At 57.5% G+C, this 20,756-nt stretch carries 20 protein-coding genes and 1 pseudogene; 6 read left to right on the forward strand and 15 right to left on the reverse strand.

Going from position 1 to position 20,756, the window contains the following annotated elements; genetic code table 11:
- Positions 1 to 27: 27 nt before the first annotated feature.
- From ACQY4M_RS18125 to ACQY4M_RS18175, 11 genes are all read right to left on the reverse strand, one after another.
- On the reverse strand, positions 28 to 1,008 hold the full coding sequence (locus ACQY4M_RS18125) for an ABC transporter permease (RefSeq protein WP_428547071.1): 981 nt from the start codon (positions 1,006 to 1,008) through the stop codon (positions 28 to 30).
- Positions 1,009 to 1,011: 3 nt separating this feature from the next.
- Positions 1,012 to 2,106, reverse strand: coding sequence for an ABC transporter permease (locus ACQY4M_RS18130; protein WP_428547074.1), 1,095 nt, complete (start codon positions 2,104 to 2,106; stop codon positions 1,012 to 1,014).
- Positions 2,106 to 3,677, reverse strand: a complete 1,572-nt coding sequence (locus ACQY4M_RS18135; RefSeq protein WP_428547077.1) for an ABC transporter ATP-binding protein — start codon at positions 3,675 to 3,677, stop codon at positions 2,106 to 2,108. The genes ACQY4M_RS18130 and ACQY4M_RS18135 overlap by 1 nt, the downstream gene beginning before the upstream one ends.
- Before the next feature lie 6 nt (positions 3,678 to 3,683).
- Entirely contained in the window at positions 3,684 to 4,673 is a 990-nt protein-coding gene (locus ACQY4M_RS18140; RefSeq protein WP_428547080.1) for a BMP family lipoprotein, read from the reverse strand.
- A 194-nt stretch (positions 4,674 to 4,867) separates the two neighbouring features.
- On the reverse strand, positions 4,868 to 5,176 hold the full coding sequence (locus tag ACQY4M_RS18145) for a GNAT family N-acetyltransferase (protein ID WP_428547083.1): 309 nt from the start codon (positions 5,174 to 5,176) through the stop codon (positions 4,868 to 4,870).
- Positions 5,177 to 5,277: 101 nt separating this feature from the next.
- On the reverse strand, positions 5,278 to 5,874 hold the full coding sequence (tsaB, locus tag ACQY4M_RS18150) for a tRNA (adenosine(37)-N6)-threonylcarbamoyltransferase complex dimerization subunit type 1 TsaB (RefSeq protein WP_428547086.1): 597 nt from the start codon (positions 5,872 to 5,874) through the stop codon (positions 5,278 to 5,280).
- Positions 5,864 to 6,424: a NifU family protein gene (locus ACQY4M_RS18155; RefSeq protein ID WP_428547089.1), complete on the reverse strand. Its 561-nt coding sequence runs from the start codon at positions 6,422 to 6,424 to the stop codon at positions 5,864 to 5,866. Before ACQY4M_RS18155 ends, tsaB begins: the two co-directional genes overlap by 11 nt.
- Positions 6,425 to 6,506: 82 nt before the next feature.
- Positions 6,507 to 6,962, reverse strand: coding sequence for a universal stress protein (locus tag ACQY4M_RS18160; RefSeq protein WP_428547092.1), 456 nt, complete (start codon positions 6,960 to 6,962; stop codon positions 6,507 to 6,509).
- 93 nt (positions 6,963 to 7,055) lie between these two features.
- Positions 7,056 to 7,547 (reverse strand): VOC family protein, encoded by a 492-nt coding sequence (locus ACQY4M_RS18165; RefSeq protein WP_428547095.1) that lies wholly within the window; start codon positions 7,545 to 7,547, stop codon positions 7,056 to 7,058.
- Positions 7,548 to 7,632: 85 nt separating this feature from the next.
- Positions 7,633 to 8,649, reverse strand: a complete 1,017-nt coding sequence (trpS, locus tag ACQY4M_RS18170) for a tryptophan--tRNA ligase (protein WP_428547098.1) — start codon at positions 8,647 to 8,649, stop codon at positions 7,633 to 7,635.
- Positions 8,650 to 9,107: 458 nt separating this feature from the next.
- On the reverse strand, positions 9,108 to 10,151 hold the full coding sequence (locus ACQY4M_RS18175) for an IS5 family transposase (RefSeq protein WP_428539221.1): 1,044 nt from the start codon (positions 10,149 to 10,151) through the stop codon (positions 9,108 to 9,110).
- Positions 10,152 to 10,227: 76 nt separating this feature from the next.
- Here ACQY4M_RS18175 and ACQY4M_RS18180 point away from each other — a divergent pair.
- Positions 10,228 to 10,650, forward strand: a pseudogene (locus ACQY4M_RS18180) (rhomboid family intramembrane serine protease); the annotation flags it as partial.
- 44 nt (positions 10,651 to 10,694) lie between these two features.
- Here the strand turns inward: ACQY4M_RS18180 and murJ are convergent.
- The 3 genes from murJ to ACQY4M_RS18195 are packed head-to-tail and all read right to left on the reverse strand — an operon-like array spanning position 10,695 to position 16,192.
- Positions 10,695 to 12,236, reverse strand: a complete 1,542-nt coding sequence (gene murJ / locus ACQY4M_RS18185) for a murein biosynthesis integral membrane protein MurJ (RefSeq protein ID WP_428547101.1) — start codon at positions 12,234 to 12,236, stop codon at positions 10,695 to 10,697.
- On the reverse strand, positions 12,233 to 15,007 hold the full coding sequence (locus tag ACQY4M_RS18190; protein ID WP_428547104.1) for a [protein-PII] uridylyltransferase: 2,775 nt from the start codon (positions 15,005 to 15,007) through the stop codon (positions 12,233 to 12,235). Before ACQY4M_RS18190 ends, murJ begins: the two co-directional genes overlap by 4 nt.
- 9 nt (positions 15,008 to 15,016) lie before the next feature.
- Positions 15,017 to 16,192 (reverse strand): penicillin-binding protein activator, encoded by a 1,176-nt coding sequence (locus ACQY4M_RS18195; RefSeq protein ID WP_428547107.1) that lies wholly within the window; start codon positions 16,190 to 16,192, stop codon positions 15,017 to 15,019.
- A 93-nt stretch (positions 16,193 to 16,285) separates the two neighbouring features.
- On the opposite strand from ACQY4M_RS18195, the gene rsmI reads away from it, so the two are divergent.
- The 4 genes from rsmI to ACQY4M_RS18215 all read left to right on the forward strand — a co-directional run bounded on the left by rsmI (position 16,286) and on the right by ACQY4M_RS18215 (position 18,731).
- The gene (gene rsmI / locus ACQY4M_RS18200; RefSeq protein ID WP_428547110.1) at positions 16,286 to 17,146 is read left to right on the forward strand and encodes a 16S rRNA (cytidine(1402)-2'-O)-methyltransferase; all 861 of its coding nucleotides are present in this window, start codon (positions 16,286 to 16,288) and stop codon (positions 17,144 to 17,146) included.
- Positions 17,143 to 17,499, forward strand: a complete 357-nt coding sequence (locus ACQY4M_RS18205; protein ID WP_428547113.1) for a YraN family protein — start codon at positions 17,143 to 17,145, stop codon at positions 17,497 to 17,499. The genes rsmI and ACQY4M_RS18205 overlap by 4 nt, the downstream gene beginning before the upstream one ends.
- Positions 17,500 to 17,564: 65 nt before the next feature.
- Positions 17,565 to 18,506, forward strand: a complete 942-nt coding sequence (gene gshB / locus ACQY4M_RS18210; protein WP_428547116.1) for a glutathione synthase — start codon at positions 17,565 to 17,567, stop codon at positions 18,504 to 18,506.
- Between the two features lie 3 nt (positions 18,507 to 18,509).
- A complete protein-coding gene (locus ACQY4M_RS18215) occupies positions 18,510 to 18,731 on the forward strand; it encodes a hypothetical protein (protein ID WP_428547119.1) in 222 nt (73 codons plus the stop codon).
- A 150-nt stretch (positions 18,732 to 18,881) separates the two neighbouring features.
- Here the strand turns inward: ACQY4M_RS18215 and ACQY4M_RS18220 are convergent, their stop codons facing one another.
- On the reverse strand, positions 18,882 to 19,925 hold the full coding sequence (locus tag ACQY4M_RS18220) for an IS5 family transposase (protein ID WP_428539227.1): 1,044 nt from the start codon (positions 19,923 to 19,925) through the stop codon (positions 18,882 to 18,884).
- Positions 19,926 to 19,960: 35 nt separating this feature from the next.
- Between ACQY4M_RS18220 and ACQY4M_RS18225 the strand changes: the two genes are divergently transcribed.
- Entirely contained in the window at positions 19,961 to 20,752 is a 792-nt protein-coding gene (locus ACQY4M_RS18225) for a hypothetical protein (protein WP_428547122.1), read from the forward strand.
- The last annotated feature ends 4 nt before the right edge of the window (positions 20,753 to 20,756 follow it).

The raw sequence follows: 20,756 nt of genomic DNA on the forward strand, positions 1-20,756 counted from the left end.
GCAAAAATTCGTATATATGCGGTTCTTTTACCGCTCTTTTACATATGGCTCGCCGCCTGCACGGGGGGGAATCGCCTTGCCGACAAAGCCTGCAAGAATCACCACAGTCAGGATATAGGGCAGGGCTTGGGTGAACTGGACCGGGATTTCAAACAGTCCAAACACGTTGATATTGGGGAACAGGTTGCTGATTGCTTCCAGAAAACCGAACAGCAAACAGGCCATCAATGCATACCACGGACGCCACTTTGCAAAGATCAGCGCCGCCAGCGCGATAAAGCCGCGACCGGCTGTCATTTCCTTGCCAAAGGCGGCCCCTTGGGAGGTTGACAGATAGGCCCCGCCCAATCCGCACAACACTCCGGCAATCAGTACAGCGGCATAGCGATAGCGAACGACCGAAACACCGGCGGTGTCCACAGATGCGGGGTTTTCCCCGACTGCCCGTAAACGCAGACCAAAACGGGTGCGATACAGCAGCCACCATGTCAGCGGCACAATCAGCATCGCAACATAGACCAGTAATTTGTGACCCGAGATCACGTCGGCATAGATTGGTCCCAACACCGGCACATCACGCAGCGCATCGGCAAAGGGCAGGGTGATTTCATGGAACCGCCCGGCATCGCTCAAAGGGGGGGTCAGGCCACCCTTTTTGAACCATGCATGGCCGATCACCACTGTCAGACCCGAGGCCAGAAAGTTTATCGCCACACCGGAAATCAGCTGATTGCCGCGGAAGGTGATCGAGGCCACGCCGTGGATCAGCGCAAACACCATCGAAGCGGCGACCCCTGCAGCGACGCCATACCAGATATAGCCGGTCTGGTAAGAAACGGCGGCAGTGAAAAATGCCGAGATCAACATTTTACCCTCAAGCCCGATATCAAAGATACCGGCGCGTTCAGAATACAGTCCGGCAAGGCAGGCGAATATCAGAACCACGGACACACGGATTGTCATATCGGCGGTCAAAAGGGCCTGTAGGAAGAAGTTTGCAGTATCCATCGCCTAGGCTCCCTTTTTCATGCGCAGGAACAGTTTTTCGACCGGTCCCCGCACCATGTAATCCAGTGCGCCGGTAAACAGGATGATCATCCCCTGAATCACCAGCACTACTTCTTTGCTGATATTGGGCATTTCCCACAGCAGTTCGAACCCGCCCTGTGTCAGCATCCCGAACAGGATGGCCGCAAGGATAATGCCGACCGGGTGGTTACGCCCCATCAGGGCCACGGCGATGCCGACAAAACCGGCGCCTTCCACGAATTCCTTGATCAGACGTTCTTGTTCGCCCATCACCACGTTTATTGATAGCATTCCGGCCAAAGCGCCGGAAATGAACATCGAGATCATGATGATCTTGAAGGCCGAAATACCGGCGTATTTCGCCCCCTTTTCGGATTGGCCAAAGGCGCGGATCGAATAGCCAAGGCGCGTACGCCACAGCAGGAACCACACCAAAAACGCGCAAAGCAGGGCCAGCAGAAAACTGATGTTCAACGGTGCGGATTTCGAAAAGTTGATGCCAAGCGGGGCCAGCATTTCATGTGCTGTGGGCAGATGCGCCCCGGCGGGAAATTTCACCGTTTCGGCGTTTTGCGTGTTGGGGTTTTTCAGTACCCCGTTCAGCAGGAACCCCATGACGGCGGCGGCGATAAAGTTGAACATGATTGTGGTAATCACGATATGGCTGCCGCGTTTGGCTTGCAAATAGGCCGGAACAGCCGCCCAAAACCCCCCAAATACCGCCGCTCCCAGAATGGCAAACGGCAAGGCCAACGCCCAGTGCGGCCAGTCAAAGGCAAGGATAACAAGGGTTGCGCCAACACCGGCAATTGCTGCCTGACCTTCGCCACCGATGTTGAACATCCGCGCATGAAATGCCACGGCAACGGCAAGCCCCGTGAACATATAGTTGGTGGCATAATAGAGCGTATAGCCAAGGCCCGAAGTGGACCCCAGCGCACCCTTGACCATAACAGTGATGGCCTGAATCGGGTTTTCCCCGATCGCCAGCACTACAAGGCCAGACGCCGCAAATGCAAGCATCAGACTGATCAGCGGGATCAGGACGACATCGGCCCATCTTGGCATCTTGTCCATCAGTTCGCCCCCCCGTTGGTTTCCATACCGGCCATCAGCATTCCCAGTTCTTTTTCATCAGTTTTTGCGGGGTCGCGTTCGCCCATGATATGCCCGTCAAACATCACAAGAATGCGGTCCGACAGTGACAGGATTTCCTCAAGTTCAACGCTGACCAGCAAAATTGCTTTGCCTTCGTCGCGCAATTCGACAATCCGCTGGTGGATGAATTCGATCGCACCGATGTCTACGCCACGGGTGGGCTGGCCAACCAGCAGCAGATCGGGGTTGCGCTCGATTTCACGCGCCAGCACGATTTTTTGCTGGTTGCCGCCGGAAAAGTTTTTCGCCTTAAGCGCGGGGATTGGCGGACGCACATCAAAGCGTTCCATCTTGGCAGCCGTTTCCTTGCGGATTGCCGCGTTGTCCATCATCAGGGCATTTTTGTTATAGGCGGGGTCATTGTGATAGCCGAAGATCATATTTTCCCACGCGGAAAAATCCATGATCAGCCCTTCGGACTGCCGGTCTTCGGGCACATGGGCAATGCCGCGATTGCGGCGGGATTGACCATCGGAATGTTTGCCTGTCAGATCAATTTCGGTACCATTGATACGGATGGTGCCGCTGGCAGGCATATAGCCGCCAAGTACTTCCAGCAATTCGGTTTGCCCATTGCCCGAAACACCGGCGATGCCAAGGATTTCACCTGCTCGAACCTCAAGTGAAATGCCTTTCAGACGCTTGACCCCCTTTTCATCGGTGACTTCCAGATCTTTGATTTCCAGAATATCCGCGCCGGGTGTGGCCGGTTTCTTGTCGATATGCAGCAGAACCTTGCGGCCGACCATCAGCTCGGCCAGCTGCTCGGGGCTGGTTTCGGCGGTTTTCACAGTTGCCGTCATTTCACCACGGCGCATCACGGATACGGTATCGGTGATCTCCATGATTTCGCGCAATTTATGGGTAATCAGGATGATGGTTTTGCCCTGCTCCTTCAGCCCTTGCAGGATTCGAAACAGGTGGTCGGCCTCGGCCGGAGTCAGAACGCCGGTGGGTTCATCCAGAATTAGAATGTCGGCCTTGCGATACAGCGCTTTCAGGATCTCGACGCGCTGTTGGTGGCCAACAGACAGGTTTTCGACCAGCGCGTCGGGATCGACGCTAAGTTCGTATTCATCGGAAAGCTGTTGCAGCAGCTTGCGCGCCTTTGCCAGTGACGGGCGCAGCAGCGGGCCGTCCTCCATGCCCAGAATGACATTTTCTAGGACGGTGAAATTCTCGACCAGCTTAAAGTGCTGGTGCACCATGCCGATACCGGCTGCAATCGCGGCAGAACTGTCAGGGATAGGGGTTTTCTTGCCACCGATATAAATCTCGCCTGCGTCTGCCTTGTAAAACCCGTAAAGGATCGACATCAGTGTGGATTTTCCGGCGCCGTTTTCGCCAACGATCCCGTGGATCGAACCGCGCGCAACAGAAAGCGAGATGTCCTTGTTTGCCTGCACTGGCCCGAAAGCCTTGGAGATGCCGACAAGTTCTATAGCGGGAGCGGCAGTTTCCTGCCGCTCCTTAAGTTGTGCATTAGCCATGAGTGCTTATTTCACCGGGCAAGAGTTGTCGGACATATAGTCGTAAACCTCGATCTCGCCAGCAATGATTTTGGCTTTGGCATCATCTACCGCAGCTTTCATTTCAGGTGTAACTAGGTCTTTGTTGTATTCATCCATTGCATAGTCAACCCCGCCTTCGGCAAGACCGAGCACGTTGAAGCCGGGCTTCAGGTCGGGGCCAGCCGAGAATGCGTTATAAACAGCCACATCAACACGCTTCATCATGGATGTCAGCATATGACCCGGGTGCAGATAGTTCTGGTTTGAATCGACGCCGATGGCCAGAATATCCTCGTCAGCAGCGGTTTGCAGCACGCCAAGGCCGGTGGAACCGGCTGCGGCATAAACGACGTCGGCACCCTGTGCGATCTGTGCTTTGGTCAGTTCGCCGCCTTTGACCGGATCATTCCATGCGGCAGGTGTTGTGCCGGTCATGTTCTGGATAACCTTTGCATCGGGGTTTACTGCCTTGACGCCCTGCACATAGCCACAGGCGAATTTGCGGATCAGCGGAATATCCATACCACCGACAAAGCCGACAGTGCCGGATTTGCTGGCCATAGCGGCCATCATGCCAACCAGATACGAGCCTTCTTGCTCTTTATAAACGACCGATTGCACGTTTGGCTGATCAACAACCATGTCGATGATGGCGAATTTGGTGTCGGGGAAATCGGGGGCCACTGTATCCAGCGATGATGCAAAGGCAAAACCGGTCATGACAACGGGGTTATAGCCGGCTTCGGCAAAACGGCGCAGGGCCTGTTCGCGCTGGGCTTCGGATGTCAGTTCGATTTCGCGGAACGAACCGCCGGTTTCTTCGGCCCAGCGTTTGGCACCGGTAAACGCGGCTTCGTTGAACGATTTGTCGAATTTACCACCAAGGTCAAAGATGATGGCCGGATCGGCCAGCGCGGCACCTGCGGACAGGGCAAGCGTGGCAGCAGCACCAAGGAATTTCTGCATAAGGGTCATATTTTCTCTCCCGATTTTTGTTTTTGGGTTGCCGCCGGAATGGGGCAGAACCCAAGTAAGCGAGCAGATCGTTTTTCAAGATCATCTGCAATTAAGCGCGCAGTGGGCGGGGAGCGTCAATAGCTTTTTACCATTTGGTAGCGCCTAAGGCGGGGTTTTTGCGGTTGATGGCCTGATTGGCTGAAAATCTTGACTCAAATCAGGGCCTTACGCATCAAGATTGCGTCGATTTTCTCGCCTTGTGGTGGAGTGTAATACAACGGGCGGCGCCCAGATTCGCGGTATCCGACGAGTTTATACAAGCTGCGGGCAGCGAAATTGGATGCGGCGACTTCCAGCAGGGCCTCGGTTGCGCCGCGTTTGCGGGATTCGGCCTCGAAGGCGGTTAACAGGCGGCGGCCGTGGCCTTGGCGTTGCAAGGCTGGATCGACCGCAAGGGTCAGCAATTCGGTTTCGCCCGCTATTTCGCGACCCAATGCGAAACCGGCGGGTGAGGTTTGCAAAAAGATGCCTTTTGACGTGAGCAGCGCGGCGAACTCAGCCGCCGACCATGGGCGCGGCATGGTAAAACATCTGGCGTGCAGGGCCGCGAGGGCAGCAGGGGTCATGGCAGGATGACAGGCGCCGGATCCCGCGGCGGCGCAGCGTCGGGTGCGCGGACATACAGCGGGGCGGGGCGGGGCAGATCGGGGTCGGCAAAGCGGGTGGCGGTGATGCGGGCGATGGCCACGGGATCAACGGTATCGAAAGGGCCGATGGTGGGCATATCGGGCAGGGTGTCTTTGGTGGCCATGAACGGGGCCTGCGCCCCGTTTGCCGACAGTTCCTGCGCAAACACCTGATCGCGGCGTGCATCCACCAGCGACAGGACGGGGCGGGGGGCGTTGAGGGCCAAAGCCTCGAAACTGGAAACGCCAACGGCGGGGATGCCCAGTGACAGGGCCAGACCACGGGCGGCGGATACTGAAATGCGGATGCCGGTGAAATTGCCGGGGCCGGTGCCAACGCCGATGGCGCTTAGATCGGCCCATGTTTTGCCCGCCTCGAACAGCACCTCTTGCAGCAAGGGAAACAGGCGTTCGGCCTGTCCTTTGGCCATTGGCTCGTCCCGTTGCACCAACAACCGTTCGCCCCAAAGCAAAGCGGCCGCGCAATGCGCGACCGATGTATCAAACGCTAGTATCAGCGGTTCAGAGGTCAATCGCGCGCACCTCGGTCACTTCGGGGATATAATGGCGCAGCAGGTTCTCGATGCCCATTTTCAGGGTTACGGTTGAGGATGGACAACCGGCACAAGCGCCCTGCATGTGCAGGTAAACCACGCCCTGATCAAAGCCGTGAAAGGTGATGTCGCCGCCATCCTGTGCCACAGCGGGGCGCACGCGGGTGTCCAGCAGTTCCTTGATCTGGGAAACGATCGCTTCGTCCGCTTCTTCGTGGTCTGCATGGCCTGCACTTTCGGCCTCGCCAATCAATACGGGGTCGCCGGATTGGTAATGCTCCATGATCGCGCCAAGGATCGCGGGTTTGATGTGTTCCCACGCGATGTCTTCGCCTTTGGTCACGGTGATAAAATCGGTGCCCAGAAACACGCCGTAAATGCCGCCAACCGCAAAGATACGCTGTGCCAGCGGCGATTTTCCTGCCACCTCGGCCGATGGAAAATCGGCGGTGCCTTTGCCAAGCACGCTTTGGCCCGGTAGAAATTTAAGGGTCGCGGGATTCGGGGTGGATTCGGTTTGGATAAACATTTGGCACACCTTTTTGGTCAGGATTATGGATATGCGCCTGCAACGCCGCGCTGTCAAGGTTTGGAATGGTTCTAATCGTGGATCAGGTAATCGCTTCCAGCCGTTCTTTGGACATTTCGCCCGGCACGATAGTGATTGGTATCGGGAAGTTGGCCACTGATTTCATCAGTTGGGCAATCAGCGGACCGGGGCCTTTTTTGTCGCTGCTGGCCCCCAACACCAACAGGCCGACTTCCTTGTCTTCTTCGATCTGGGCCAGAATTTCAGTCACGGCCTCGCCCTCGCGGATCACCAGTTCGGGGTCGATCCCCTGCCGGTCGCGCATCCATTTGGCGAACACCTCGTAATGCACCTCGATCCGTTCACGGGCCTCTTCGCGCATGATGTCGCCGATGCCGATCCAGTGGTTGAACTCCTCGGGCGGAATGATCGAAAGCACCTCGACCCCGCCCCCCGATTTCGCCGCCCGCATCGCTGCAAAACGCATCGCATTCAAACATTCACGGCTGTCATCCAGCACCACAAGAAATTTACGCATGTGTTTTTCTCCTTGTAGCCAATGATGCAGGGGAAGCGGATGCAACGCAAGAGGGCAATGATGCGACGGATTGTGCGTTGTTAAAATAACCGGCTAGCTGGCTTTGCGGGCTATTGATATTAATGCATCCACATCCAGCGGAGCTGTGTTCATGGCCAGATTTCCTTCAGCATCGCGGGGCCATTCATCCTTGGGGCGGTCATAGTATAATTCCACTCCGTTACCATCCGGATCACGCAGATAGACGGCTTCGCTAACGCCGTGATCGGAAGCCCCGTCAAATGGAATTCCTGCATTTTGAACGCGCAGCAGGGCGACTGCTAATGATTCCCGCGAGGGATAAAGGAATGCAGTATGATATAGGCCAGTATGCCCATGCGGCGGAGGTGTGCCATTCAGGCTGTCCCATGTGTTCAAGCCGATATGGTGATGATATCCGTCCGCTGCAAGAAAAGCGGCTTGGTTCCCGAATTGTTGCATCACCTCGAAACCGAGCACATCGGAATAAAACCTGATGGCCCGTTCCAGATCAGCCACTTTCAAATGGACATGTCCTATACAGACAGAAGGGTTGGTGGCGTTCATACCTTGGCTCCTTTCAGATTACAGGAGCCAAGGTAACATTGATAGAAAATTGGAAAATTGGCGGTTTACCCGCAGAATATGTGCGTTAACGCACCATCCCGACAATCTCCAGTGTCTTTTCCAGAATCGGATCGGCAATCACGCGGGCCTTGGCGGCCCCCTTGCGCAGTATCGCGTCGATTTCATCCGGTGCTTGCATCAGCCGTGCCATTTCGGCGGATATGGGCGACAGTTTTTCGACCGCCAATTCCGACAGCATCGGTTTGAATTCGGAAAACTGCTTGCCGCCAACTTCGGCCAGAACCTGATCGACCGAAATATCCGACAGCGCCGCAAAGATGCTGACAAGGTTCTTTGCCTCGGGACGCCCGTCCAGCCCTTCGGCCTCGGACGGCAAGCCATCCGAGTCGGTTTTGGCCTTGCGGATCTTTTTGGCGATCGTGTCGGCGTCATCGGTCATGTTGATCCGGCTCATATCAGAAGGATCGGATTTCGACATCTTCTTGGAGCCGTCCCGCAGGCTCATAACACGCGTGGCCGTCCCCTCGATCACCGGTTCGGTGATGGGAAAGAAATCAACGCCGTAATCATGGTTGAACTTGGCCGCGATGTCGCGGGTCAGTTCGATATGCTGTTTTTGATCCTCGCCCACCGGCACATGCGTTGCGTGGTAAACCAGAATGTCGGCGGCCATCAGGGTGGGATAGCTGAACAGCCCGACCGAGGCGTTTTCGCGGTTCTTGCCGGCTTTGTCCTTGAATTGCGTCATCCGGTTCAGCCAGCCCATACGGGCCACGCAGTTGAACACCCATCCCAGCTCGGCATGGGCAGACACCTGACTTTGGTTAAACAGGATGGATTTTTCCGGGTCCAGACCGGCAGCGATGTAACCCGCGCACAGCTCACGCGTGGCGTGGCGGAGTTTGGCGGGGTCTTGCCAGACAGTGATGGCGTGCAAGTCGACCATGCAATAGATGGATTCAACGCCATCCTCCTGCATTTCGACAAAGCGCTTGATCGCGCCCAGATAATTGCCAAGGGTCAGGCCGCCCGAGGGCTGAATGCCTGAAAAGACGCGGGGTGTGTGGACCACCTCTGTCATAATATGTACTCCGTCTGGATTATGTTGTGCGTTTCGCTTACCCATAGGGGCAAGGGCCGTCAACCAAAGGAGCCTATGGATATGAGCAGTAATCCCAATGTGTCACCCGTTAACCCCCTGCCGCCGGTGATTGTGGCGCTGGCGGGGGCGATGTTTGTGATCGAATTAGCGTTCAATCTGGGCGCGCGCGGGCTGATCGGCGGACCGCAGGCGGTGGGTTGGCGGATTGCCGCAATGCAGGAATATGCACCGTCGGGCCTGTTGATTGACCGGATGATCGAGGCAGGGCGCTATCCGCCCGAGGTTTTACTGCGGTTTGTGGCCTATCCGTTCATCCATGTAAATTTTACCCATAAAGACCTCTGCATGAGGCCATGGCTTTCGGTTGAAGCAAGATTTCGGCCGCCCACCTTGCGCCCCTGCGGGTCCGGCGGACAGACGGGTGGCGGGGTTTGGGGCTATGCGATTGCGGGGGTTTGCGGGTTGAGGGTGATCCTGTTTGCGGCCTTGAGCAGGTTTTGCGCGATGGCGGCCATGACCATCTGGGCATGCACCCTGGCGCGCCCGAAATATCTCGCCCGCTGCAGGCCGAAGAGGCGTTTCATCGTGCCGAAAGTCTGCTCGATGCGGAAGCGGCGTTTCGAAATCAGCCGGTTGAAGCGTTTCTCCGATTGCCGCAGGGGGCGGCCGCGCGCTGCCTTGCGCAGGATGCCGTCGCGGTATTTGCCGCGCAGCATCTGGCGGTTGGCCTTGCTCGCATAGGCCTTGTCGGCCAGCACCCGCTGCGCCTTTGCGCCCGCGATCATGGTGGCGAATTCGGGGCTTTCGGCGGCATTGGCGGGCGTGGTGTGCACCTTGTCGATAAAGCCCTCTTCGTCGCAGCGGGCAAAGCCCTTGTAGCCGAGCGTGCTCTTGCGGCCCTTCTTGACCCAGCGGGCATCAGGGTCGGCGCTGAAATGCAGCTGTGCCCCGTCGGGTGAGACCTCGGGCGGATCATCCGGCGTCCCTTCCCTTGCCCCGTCCTCTGCCCGGTCCTGCGGGGCGTCGATATGGGTGCGCGGGCGCGCCGCCGCCGCGATCAGGGTCGCATCAATGATCGCCGCCTCAGCCTCTTTCAGCTTCAGCCCATGCGCCTCGATCTGGCGGCAGACCTCGGCCAGCAGCTCATCGTAAACGCCACCCCGGACCAGCGCATTGCGGAACCGGCAGTGGGTCGTCTCATCCGGCACCGACGCGTGCAGATCGAGCCCGCAGAACAGCATGAAATCCAGCCGCACCTTCAAGGCCCGCTCCAGCTTCGGGTCGCTCAGCCCGTGCCACTGGCCAACCAGAAGACACTTGAACAGAACCAGCGGATCATAGCCCTGAGGCCCGATCCCCGAGCGCCCCAGACCGCGCCGCAGGATCGGCAAAAACGAGTTCCAATCCATCAGCGCGTCGATCTTCGACAGAACGTCATCCGCGCCGATCCGTGCCGCCGCTTCGTGCAGGAAAAGGTCCATCTATTCACCCCAGAGATTTCCCGGCTAGCTTACCAAAACGGCCAACCCGGGGGAATCCCGATGTTATGCAGAGGTCTTCCATATGCTGTTTGCTGTTGTGATCCTGCTTGCGATGGGCAAATTCGTGGGCGAGGTGTTTCGCTGGTGGGCGCTGTTGTTGGTGTTCTTTGCGGCCGCTATTGTCGGGGCCGTGGTCTATGGGCTGTTTGTGGACAGCCGTGTGGCGCTGGTGGGGGCCTATCCGGGCGATTACGGGTTGATCGGGGCGTTTACCTTTTTGCTGTGGGTCAATCTGGCCGCCCAGGGGGCAAATAAATACCGTGCTTTTACGCTGATCGGGTTTTTGCTGTTTATTAAATTGATTTTCGGGTTGTTTTTTGGTGGCGGGCAGGACTGGATTGCCGATCTGGCCGGATTTGCCACAGGATTCGGGTTGTCCTTTGTGGTTAGTCCAGGCGGCTTTTCACGGGCTTTGGCGCAGGTGCGGCGGCGGGGATAAAGATTCTATGCCTGCGGCGCGGATATTTGGGCCATTTGGAAAGGCTAACGGCGCAAGGAGCGGCGGAATTCCGACAGTTTGAATGCACCGATCATCTGGCCGATGCCAAAATAGCTGACAAAGCCGATGCAGATCAGCAGGGCTAGCGCCAGATAACGCCATGCGCCCGCGCCGAACATTGGATTCAGCACCAGTTGCGCGGCAAACAGGACCACCCCCATCAGGGCGGAGGCAGCCAGAATGCCGATAATGCATTTGCGGAACCGTTTGTCAAAGCGGGCTGCATCCCCCATTTTGCGCGATCCGGACCACAGCAGGAACACCATGCCCCAACTGGCGAATGTCGCGCCGATGGCGGCTGCGAGGTAGCCGATAATTGGCGCCAGCCCGATGGCAAGGCCCGCATTGATCACCATTGCGACCAGTGCATAGTAGAACGGGGTTTTGGTATTTGCGCGGGCAAAGAACAGCGGTTGATACACTTTTTGCAGCACAAAGGCGGGCAGGCCGAGGCCGTAGATTTGCACAGCCGCAGCGGTGGCGGCTGTGTCATCGGGGCCGAATTTGCCACGCTGGAACAACACTTCGACCAGCGGCAGCGGGATCACGACCAACGCCACGGCGGCGGGGATGGTCAGGGCAAGCGAGATTTCACCGGCGCGGCTGAAGGCCTCTTGTCCGCCAGCGGTATCGCCTGCCTGAAGGCGGCGCGACAGTTCGGGCAGCAGCACGATGCCGATGGCGATGCCGACCACGCCAAGCGGCAGTTGATACAGCCTGTCCGCATTATACAGCCATGCTACTGCGGCGTCGAACTGGCTGGCGACCTGGCGACCGACAAGCAGGTTGACCTGCACCACTCCGCCGGCCAAGGCGGCAGGGGCGGCGATGATGGCGAGGCGTTTCAGATCAGGGGTTAGCTTTGGCCATGACGGGTAGAGCGCGAAACCCGCGCGTTTGGCCGCAATCCAGACCAGTGACAGTTGTGCGATACCGGCAACGGGGACCATCCATGCCAATGTCAGGCCAACGTCAAATCCGGCCAGATTGCCCATCACCAGTGCGCCGATAAAGATAACATTCAACAAAACAGGTGCCGCCGCCGCCGCAGTAAAACGGTGGGTGGCGTTCAGCACGCCGGACAACAGCGCCGCAAGTGAAATGAACAGGATATAGGGGAAAGCGATGCGTCCGTAAGTGACCGCCAGATCGAACCGTTCATCCCCGACAAATCCGCTGGCCATCGCCCAGACCAGCCACGGCATCAGCACCATGGCAACGACCGTCAGGGTGATCAGGATGCTGGCAAGGCCGGAAAAGGCATCGCGGGCGAATTCAAGCGGTTCGTCGCCGGATTCCAGTTTCTTGGAAAACATCGGCACAAAGGCCATGTTGAACGCGCCTTCGGCAAAGAAGCGGCGAAACATATTGGGCAGGGAAAAGGCTACAATGAACGCCTGTGCTGCCGGACCGGTGCCCAGAAAGGCCGCGATCATCACATCGCGCGCAAAGCCCAACAGCCGGCTAAGCAATGTCCAGCCGCCAACGGTCAGAAATCCGCCCAGCATGCGTTTGCGTCCCGTCATCCGGCCTGTGCCCTTTCAAAGCCTTCTTCAATCGCCTTTCGCAGGCGTTTTTCCAACGTCTTTTGCCTGCTTTCCTCGTGATATTTAAGGCCGAACATGTCTTTGACGTAAAATGTATCGACCACCTGTTCCCCGTATGTCGCAATCACCGCGCTGGCGATATAGACATTTGCATGAGCCAGGGTGCGGGTCAGATCGTATAGCAGTGCGGGACGGTCGCGGGTGTCGACCTCGATAATCGTGTAAATCTCGCTGCCTTCGTTGTCGAAGGTAATCGTTGTTGGCACTTTGAAGGCGCGCTCGCGTTTCTTGATCTTGTCGCGTGATTGCAGGGCATCGCGCGCGATCACCTCGCCTTTCAGGGTCTTTTCGATCATCACGCGCAACCGGTTCAGGCGCGATCCTTCGTAAGGCGAGCCATCGCCATCCTGAATCCAGAAAACGGCGGTCGCATAGCCGTCTTTGGTGGTATAGGTGCGCGCGTCCACCACATTGGCCCCAACCAGCGCCAAGGCGCCGGCCAGTCGCGAGAAAATGCCGGGGTGGTCGGCCAGAACGAAACAGGCTTGGGTCGCGTCACGGTCCTCGTCGGGTTTCAGGTCGATGCGGATTTCGTCTTCGGTCAGATTGCGCAATTGCTTGGCGAAAATCACATGGGCGCCGGTTTGCAGGCCCTGCCAGTAGGGCGGATAATGGCGGGCGGTTTCGACCTTCAGATCCTTCTTGTCCCAATCTGCCAGCGCCTGACGCAGCGCCTTTTTGGCGGCATTTTCGCGGGCGGTGCGGTTCACAGCCTCCATACCGGTTTCCAGCGTGGTTTCGGTGTCGGAATAGAGTCGCCGGATCAGCATGGCCTTCCAGTTGTTCCATGTGTCCGGCCCGACCCCGCGAATGTCACAGACCGTCAGCACCGTCAGCAGGTCCAGCCGTTCCTTGTTCTTGACCGCTTTGGCAAAGCCGCGAATGGTGCGCGGGTCGGAAATATCGCGTTTTTGTGCCACGTCCGACATCAGCAGATGGTTGCGCACCAGCCATTCGACGTTTTTGCATTCGTCCGGTTTCAGACCCAGACGCGGGGCGACCTTGCGGGCGATTTTCGCGCCAAGGATCGAGTGGTCCTCGTCCCGCCCCTTGCCGATGTCATGCAGCAAAAGGGCCACATACAGCACCTTGCGATTGATGCCGCCCTTCAGGATTCCCGAGGCGATGGGCAGTTCTTCTTTCAACTCCTCGCGCTCGATCTGGGCAAGGTTGGAAATGCACTGGATGGTATGTTCATCCACGGTGTAGTGGTGATACATATTGAACTGCATCATCGCCACGATTGGCTCGAATTCGGGAATGAACGCGGCCAGCACGCCCAGTTCGTTCATCCGCCGCAAGGCGCGTTCGGGGTTGCCGTGTTTCAGCAGCAGATCAAGGAAAATGCGGGTGGCTTCCTTGTCGGCGCGCATCTCGTCATCGATCAGGTTCAGATGCGAGGACACCAGCCGCATTGCGTCGGGGTGGATCAGAACACCGGTGCGCAGGGCTTCCTCGAACAGGCGCAGGATGTTCATTTTGTCCTGAAGGAACAGTTTTTCATCCGCAACATTCAGGCGGTTCTGGACAATTCTGTAACCGGCTTTGGCCTTTTTGCGGCGGCGGAAAAATCGCAGCAGGCGGGGTTCCTGTTTGGCGTGGCTGGCTTCAAGCGCCGTCAGCAGGATGCGGGTCAGATCGCCCACATGGGTGGCGTGGCGGAAATAATCCTGCATGAAATATTCCACCGCGCGGCGACCATCGTGGGTCTTGTATCCCATGCGTTTGGCGACCTCGACTTGCAGATCGAACGTCAGCTGTTCCATCGCGCGGCCGGCGATCAGGTGCATATGGCAACGGGTTGCCCAGAGGAATTGTTCGGCCTTGGAAAAACTGTCGTATTCTTCTTGTGTGAACAGACCAAGGGCGACCAGTTCGGCCACGTCATCGACGCGGTGGATGTATTTGGCGATCCAGAACAGCGATTGCAGATCACGCAGGCCGCCCTTGCCCTCTTTTACATTTGGCTCGACCATATAACGCTGGCCACCCTGTTTGCGGTGGCGCTCGCTGCGCTCTTCCAGTTTGGCTTCGATGAATTCGGGGCCGGTGTTGCGGAACAGATCGTGCCACAGGGTTTCTTTCAACTCGTCCGCCAGCGGGGCATCGCCCGCCAGATAGCGTTCTTCCAGTAGGGCGGTGCGGATGGTGAAATCTTCGCGCCCCAAGCGGACGCAATCCTTGATGGTGCGGCTGGAATGTCCGACTTTAAGGCGCAGATCCCACAGGATATACAGCATGGATTCGATCACGCTTTCGGCCCAGGCGGTCATTTTGTAGGGGGTCAGGAACAGCAGGTCGATGTCGGAATGGGGTGCCATTTCGGCGCGGCCCGAGCCGCCCACGGCCAGCACGCACAGGCGTTCGGCATCGGTGGGATTGGCGATTTTGTGCAAATGGCGGGTGGCCACATGAAAGGCGGTTTCAACCAGACAATCGGCCAGATAGGCATAGGCGCGGGTGGTGCGATGGGCGGCAAAGGGGGCAGCGGTAAAGGCGGTCTCGATTGCTTCATTGCCGCGTTTGCGGGCCTCTAGCAGATACCCCACGGTTGCGGCACGAATTTCACGATCGTCCTTTGCGCCGTAAAAGGCGGCTTCAAGCGCCTCCCACGCCGCGGCTTTGTCGAAAATGTCATTCGCCGGACAGATCAGACTGTCCGGCGAAAACAAAGGCGTATGGGCGTTCATCGGGCCCGTCTAGAAACCGGCCCCGCCAAAGCTGCTGGGCGCAGCGTCAACGATAACGGCTTGATTGTTCTGAATTTGGGCAATGGCCAGACCACGCTGGTTGGTGCCATCATTGCGTAGTCGGAAGATACCGCTGGCGCCAACAAAACCGGCTCCTTGCGTCAGGGCGGCGGCAGTCAAAGCATTGGATTTTCCGGCTTTGACCAGCGCACCAATTGCTGCAATGCCATCATAGGACAACCCGGCGATGGGTAAAGGATTGCCGCCAAAGGCCGCTGAATAACGCGCCCTGAATTTGGCTGTCATACCGGGGTGGGGCCTGGCAAACCATGCCCCTTGTACGCCGGGCAGAGCCAACGTGGCGGGCGGGATATCCCAGCGGGTCAGGCCGATGAATTTGATCGTGTTGTTATTGATACCATTCTCGGGCAGCATTTGGGTTAACAGCGGCAGTGCTGCATCCGTGCTGGCCGTAAAGAATACAGCCTGAGCCCCGCCCGATTTGATAGTCTGGGTGATTTGCGGCACAGCGTTGATAATCCCGTCTTGCGAAAATTCATACGAGGCAACGCCAGCAGGTGTTGCACCTGCTCGGGAAATTGCATTGGAAATCGCGGCCCGCCCGATTTCACCGGCTTGGGTTCGGGCATGGACAATCGCGATTTTTCCACGACCTTGACGTTTGGAATAGCTTACCAGACGGTTCGCGGTGTTTTCAAAGGTCGGGCCAAGGATAAACACATTGCCACCGGCAATCTGTGCGTTGTTTGAAAATGCCAGCACATTAACATTCCGGTTTGCGACAGCATTGCCAACAGCATTTGCAGATTTGGCATAAAGCGGGCCAACGATGATTTTCGCCCCTTCATTGACGGCTTGAACCGCAACAGCAGCGGCCTGTGTCGGGTTGCCAGCAGTATTGTAAACCCGCAGGTCGATTTTGACGCCCTGAAGGTCAGCAATGGCCAGCCGCGCGGCATTTTCCAGGTTTTTGGCGTTCAGGTTGTCGCTTGGATTTGCCGACCTGCCAGGGACGAGCAAGGCTACGGGAACGGCAGCTTTGGTATTGATGCTGGGGCCGCTGTCACTCAGGCTGACCGGTTGACAGGCCGCCAACCACAAAATGGATAGTGCAGCAATAACACGGCCTGCAAACTTCTGGAAATTACTCAATAACAAAAACATAGGTTGATCCTCGCTCCCTTGCGCGTAATGATTCAGGGGGCAAGATTAAGCGCTTGCTTGCAAATAGTAAACGCCGTGAAAGGTGGGAATCCCGTGAATTTTGAAAAGAAGCAACTCTCTGCCGGTTTGTATTTCGTCGCTACCCCGATCGGGACGGCGCGGGATATTACGCTGCGGGGGCTGGATATACTGGCTTCGGCGGATGTAGTCGCCGCCGAAGATACCCGCACGGCAAAACGCCTGATGGAAATCCACGGGATCCCGTTGGGGGACCGGCCGGTGATTGCCTATCACGACCACAGCGGTGACAAGGTGCGCGCGCGTTTGATGCGCTATATTGCCGATGGAAAATCGGTTGCCTATGCCTCCGAGGCGGGGACACCGCTGGTGGCCGATCCGGGGTTTGCTCTGGGACGGGCGGCGATTGAGGCAGGGGAGCCTGTGATTGCGGCCCCTGGCCCCTCGGCGGTGATTGCGGCGCTGACTGTCGGGGGATTGCCGACCGACCGGTTTTTCTTTGCTGGCTTTCCACCAAATGCCAAAGGTGCGCGGCGCAAATTTATCGAGGAATACGCGGATGTACCGGGGACGCTGGTATTTTATGAATCCCCGAAAAGGATTCAGGGAATGTTAGGGGATTTGGTGCAGGTATTGGGGGGTGAACGGCAGGCGGCAGTCTGTCGGGAACTGACCAAACGGTTTGAAGAAGTGTCACGCGGCACATTGGCGAATCTGGCCGATGCCTTTGCAGGCCGTGCGGTAAAAGGTGAAATCGTGGTGCTGGTCGATCGGGCGCGGGGCGTTCAGGTGTCGGATCAGTCAATGGAGGATGCTTTGCGCGATGCGTTGAAAACCATGCGTCTGAAAGATGCGGCAACGGCTGTGTCCGAGGCATTGGGTTTGCCGCGCCGCAAGGTTTATCAGGCCGCGCTGGAGATGGGGAAAGAGACGTGAGTGGTCTGACCTCTTATCATGCGGGATTGGTGGCCGAAGGGGCGGTGGAAAAACATTATGCACGTAACGGACATGCGATTGTCGAACGGCGTTGGCGCGGGTCTGGTGGTGAGATTGATCTGATTGCACGGGATGGCGACGGGCTGATTTTCATCGAGGTCAAGAAAAGCCGCGATTTTGCGCGGGCCGCTGAACGGGTCTCGCCGCGTCAGATGCAGCGGATTTATGCAACAGCATCGGAGTATCTGGCAGGGGAGCCGGGCGGGCAGGATACGGATGTGCGTTTTGATGTGGCGTTGATGGATGCAACCGGTCAAATTCGGGTGATCGAAAACGCTTTCGGGCATTGTTAGGCTTTGCCCCATTGAACCCCGCGCTACCTTGGGCCATGTAGAAGAGGCAGATAAAGGGGACCGATATGCCGTTGAAAGTAGCGATCCAGATGGATCCGATTGGGCCGATTGATATTGAGGCCGACAGCACATTCCGCATCGCCGAAGAGGCGCAGGCGCGTGGGCACGAGTTGTTTTACTACACACCGGACAAGTTATCCTATCGCGAAGGCCAGATCATGGCGCGGGGCTGGCCGCTGACCGTGCGGCGCGAAAAGGGCAATCATTTCACGCTGGGCAAGGAACAGGATATCGATCTGGCAGATTGGGATGTAGTCTGGCTTCGGCAGGATCCGCCGTTTGACATGGGCTATATCACCACCACGCATCTGCTGGACATGATTCACCCCGAAACGCTGGTGGTGAATGATCCGTTCTGGGTGCGCAATTACCCCGAAAAACTGCTGGTGTTGCAATTCCCCGATCTCACGCCTCCAACCATGATCGCCCGTGATCTGGAGACGCTGAAAGAATTCAAACACAAGCACGGCGATATCATTCTGAAACCGCTTTACGGCAACGGCGGGGCCGGTGTGTTCCGGCTGGATGTGAATGACCGCAACCTGACCTCGCTGCACGAATTGTTCATGGGCATCAACCGCGAGCCGCTGATTGCGCAGAAATTCCTGCCTGATGTGTCCAATGGCGACAAGCGGATCATTCTGGTTGATGGCGAGGCCGTGGGCGCAATCAACCGGGTTCCGGCCAAGGGCGAAACCCGTTCCAACATGCACGTCGGGGGGCGGCCGGAAAAGATCGGCCTGACCGCGCGCGATCAGGAGATTTGCGATGCCATTGGCCCGCTCTTGCGGGAAAAGGGGCAGATATTTGTGGGCATTGATGTGATCGGTGATTACCTGACTGAAATCAACGTGACCTCGCCCACCGGCATTCAGGAACTGGAGCGGTTCGATGGCACCAATATCGCCGAGAAAATCTGGCAGGCGATTGAACGTAGAAAGGCGTAATTTGTGGCACTTCGTAAATGGTTGATCAATGTAGGATCAAGGCTGGTTGCCAAACGGCATCTGGCCCGCGTGCAGGAAATCCCTGACGCAAGGCGCAGTTTTCACCGCATGGCGCGGCTGGGGTTTCACACCCCGCCGCTGAGTCTGTTTCTGGGGGATACACTGGCAGGTCGCCCCGCATTGTGGGTGTCCTCGGGCGTGAAATCGCGTGAAAAGGTGATCTAGGGAACCTCTGTAAATTCCCGTTTTCGCCTTCTTCGCGGCGGGGTGGACGGTTTTTCGCCTGTCCCGCCTGATTGCTTCGGATCATAAACCCATTTTCACCGGTTTCAAGCCGGTTTTGGGTATTTCAGGCACACCTCACCCCATGAACCCTTATCCCGGCGCCGCCAGGCCGCATTCGAACTGGACGAAGCGCTTCATGTTGTAGACCAGGTTCATCATCCCGATGCGAAATCGCGCCCGCTTCAGGCCGATGGAGCGGATCAGCTTGCCGCCCATGGAGCGCTCCTGAAAAGCGAATACATGCTCGACCCGGACCCGCACTTTCGAGCGCCTCCGGTTGGCCTTTTGCTGGCGCTCGCCAAGCGGCTTGCCGCGCCTGCCCTTGTGATGGATATGGCTGTGAAGCCCCCGCTCTTCCAGCTCGCTTTCGATCTTTTGCGAGCGATAGGCGCTGTCGGCCCACAGGTCCGATGAGGTGTTGCTCGCATCAATCAGACCGGCAAGCGCCTGGCTGTCATGCACGGCGGCATCGGTGACATCATAAGCGCGGATGAATTTGTGCCGCCGGTCGACATTGATGTGGTTCTTGTAGCCGTAATAGCTCTTGCCGTGCTTCTTCGTCCAGCGCGCATCCACGTCCTTCTGGCGCTTCTTGTGGGGTTTTTCCTCCCACTCTTCAGGCGTTTCGCCCGCCTTGATTTTCTCGTTCTCGTCCCTTTTGTTGTGCTGGCGCGGCGCCGGAACGATGCTCGCATCAACAATCTGCCCGCCCATCGCCAGATAGCCCTTTTCGCGCAGAAAGGCATCGAACTTGTCAAACAGCTCCTTCATCTTCCCGGCCCCGGCCAGCCTTTCACGGTAGGCCCAGATGGTCTTGGCGTCAGGTACGCTGTCTTCAATGCCAAGGCCGAGAAACCGCATGAACGACAGGCGGTCGCGGATCTGATACTCGATCTGATCGTCAGAGAGGTTGTAGAGCTGCTGCAAAACCATCGTCTTGAATATCAGCACCTCATCCCAAGGCGGGCGGCCAGCGTTGGATTTGCGCTGTTCGGGCGGCGTGCGCCATATGGCCTTCAGCTCGTCCCGGTAATCCTCGAACGGCACCATGTCGTTGAGCAACACCAGCGGATCACCAGATTTGTCCAGTCCCGCGTATCGGCTGGAAAGATCAAAAAATCCCATCTGACCCATGACAAAACCCCGTCGGTCGAATCATTTTCATCCTGATGACGATTCTACCCCGTCAGGCCGGATTTTGGGGGATTTTTAGAGGTTCCCTTTACATGGTCAAGGCCGGTCATATCGCGGTGATGGTGGAATTGCTGGAAGGGCGCGATTTGCCCGACGGTAAGGGCCAGATCGCTTATGCGCAGGCGATGGTCAAGGAACGGTTCGGCCAGTCCTCGATCCTGTTTGCGGTCGATCAACTGGTCAAAGGCGTGGTGCGGGCGATTACCGGATTAATTCAGGGCATCGCATCCTTCCTGCCGATTCCGGGGCTGAGCAATATCATGGGTGTGGTGCGGGCGTTTCTGCGGGTCGCTGTGGGACTGATTGACGAGGTGATCCTTGCACAGATTTTCCGCACCCGTTCGGAGAACCCGTGGGAAACCGCGCGGGATTCCGTGGTGCTGTATGGGCAAAACGCCAAGCCGATGCTGATCAATGCCGCGTGGATTACGATCATTTCCTATGCACTGGCCTTTGTGGTGTTCCTGCTGATGCTGGCCCCTGCCGGCGCCATCGTTTACATGATGCCCGGTGCGGTGTCGGCAGGCGGGTTTGTCTTTGCCATTCTGTTTGCATGGGCGGCCAAGGTGGCCCTGATCGAACCCTTTGCCATTGCCTGCCTGTTGCAGGCGTTCTTCAAGGTGACCGAAGGACAGGAGCCAAAACCCGAATGGACTGCCAAACTGGACGGGGCCTCGGCCAAATTCGGCAAGTTGGCCGAGAAGGCAGCGGGTTGGGTCGGGGGCAGGAAAACACCCGAACCGGTTGCGGATGCGACTACATCTTGAGCCT

Source organism: Profundibacter sp. (genome assembly GCF_965277155.1).
GTDB lineage: Bacteria > Pseudomonadota > Alphaproteobacteria > Rhodobacterales > Rhodobacteraceae > Profundibacter.

Coding starts and splice junctions, on each gene's coding strand:
- ACQY4M_RS18155 (WP_428547089.1), bottom strand. CDS start 6,424: ATGTTTATCCAAACCGAATCCACCCCGAATCCCGCGACCCTTAAATTT.
- ACQY4M_RS18130 (WP_428547074.1), bottom strand. CDS start 2,106: ATGGACAAGATGCCAAGATGGGCCGATGTCGTCCTGATCCCGCTGATC.
- ACQY4M_RS18175 (WP_428539221.1), bottom strand. CDS start 10,151: ATGGACCTTTTCCTGCACGAAGCGGCGGCACGGATCGGCGCGGATGAC.
- ACQY4M_RS18140 (WP_428547080.1), bottom strand. CDS start 4,673: ATGACCCTTATGCAGAAATTCCTTGGTGCTGCTGCCACGCTTGCCCTG.
- ACQY4M_RS18160 (WP_428547092.1), bottom strand. CDS start 6,962: ATGCGTAAATTTCTTGTGGTGCTGGATGACAGCCGTGAATGTTTGAAT.
- ACQY4M_RS18125 (WP_428547071.1), bottom strand. CDS start 1,008: ATGGATACTGCAAACTTCTTCCTACAGGCCCTTTTGACCGCCGATATG.
- ACQY4M_RS18190 (WP_428547104.1), bottom strand. CDS start 15,007: ATGAACGCCCATACGCCTTTGTTTTCGCCGGACAGTCTGATCTGTCCG.
- ACQY4M_RS18195 (WP_428547107.1), bottom strand. CDS start 16,192: ATGTTTTTGTTATTGAGTAATTTCCAGAAGTTTGCAGGCCGTGTTATT.
- murJ (WP_428547101.1), bottom strand. CDS start 12,236: ATGACGGGACGCAAACGCATGCTGGGCGGATTTCTGACCGTTGGCGGC.
- ACQY4M_RS18135 (WP_428547077.1), bottom strand. CDS start 3,677: ATGGCTAATGCACAACTTAAGGAGCGGCAGGAAACTGCCGCTCCCGCT.
- ACQY4M_RS18225 (WP_428547122.1), top strand. CDS start 19,961: ATGACGATTCTACCCCGTCAGGCCGGATTTTGGGGGATTTTTAGAGGT.
- ACQY4M_RS18220 (WP_428539227.1), bottom strand. CDS start 19,925: ATGGGTCAGATGGGATTTTTTGATCTTTCCAGCCGATACGCGGGACTG.
- gshB (WP_428547116.1), top strand. CDS start 17,565: ATGCCGTTGAAAGTAGCGATCCAGATGGATCCGATTGGGCCGATTGAT.
- trpS (WP_428547098.1), bottom strand. CDS start 8,649: ATGACAGAGGTGGTCCACACACCCCGCGTCTTTTCAGGCATTCAGCCC.
- ACQY4M_RS18165 (WP_428547095.1), bottom strand. CDS start 7,547: ATGAACGCCACCAACCCTTCTGTCTGTATAGGACATGTCCATTTGAAA.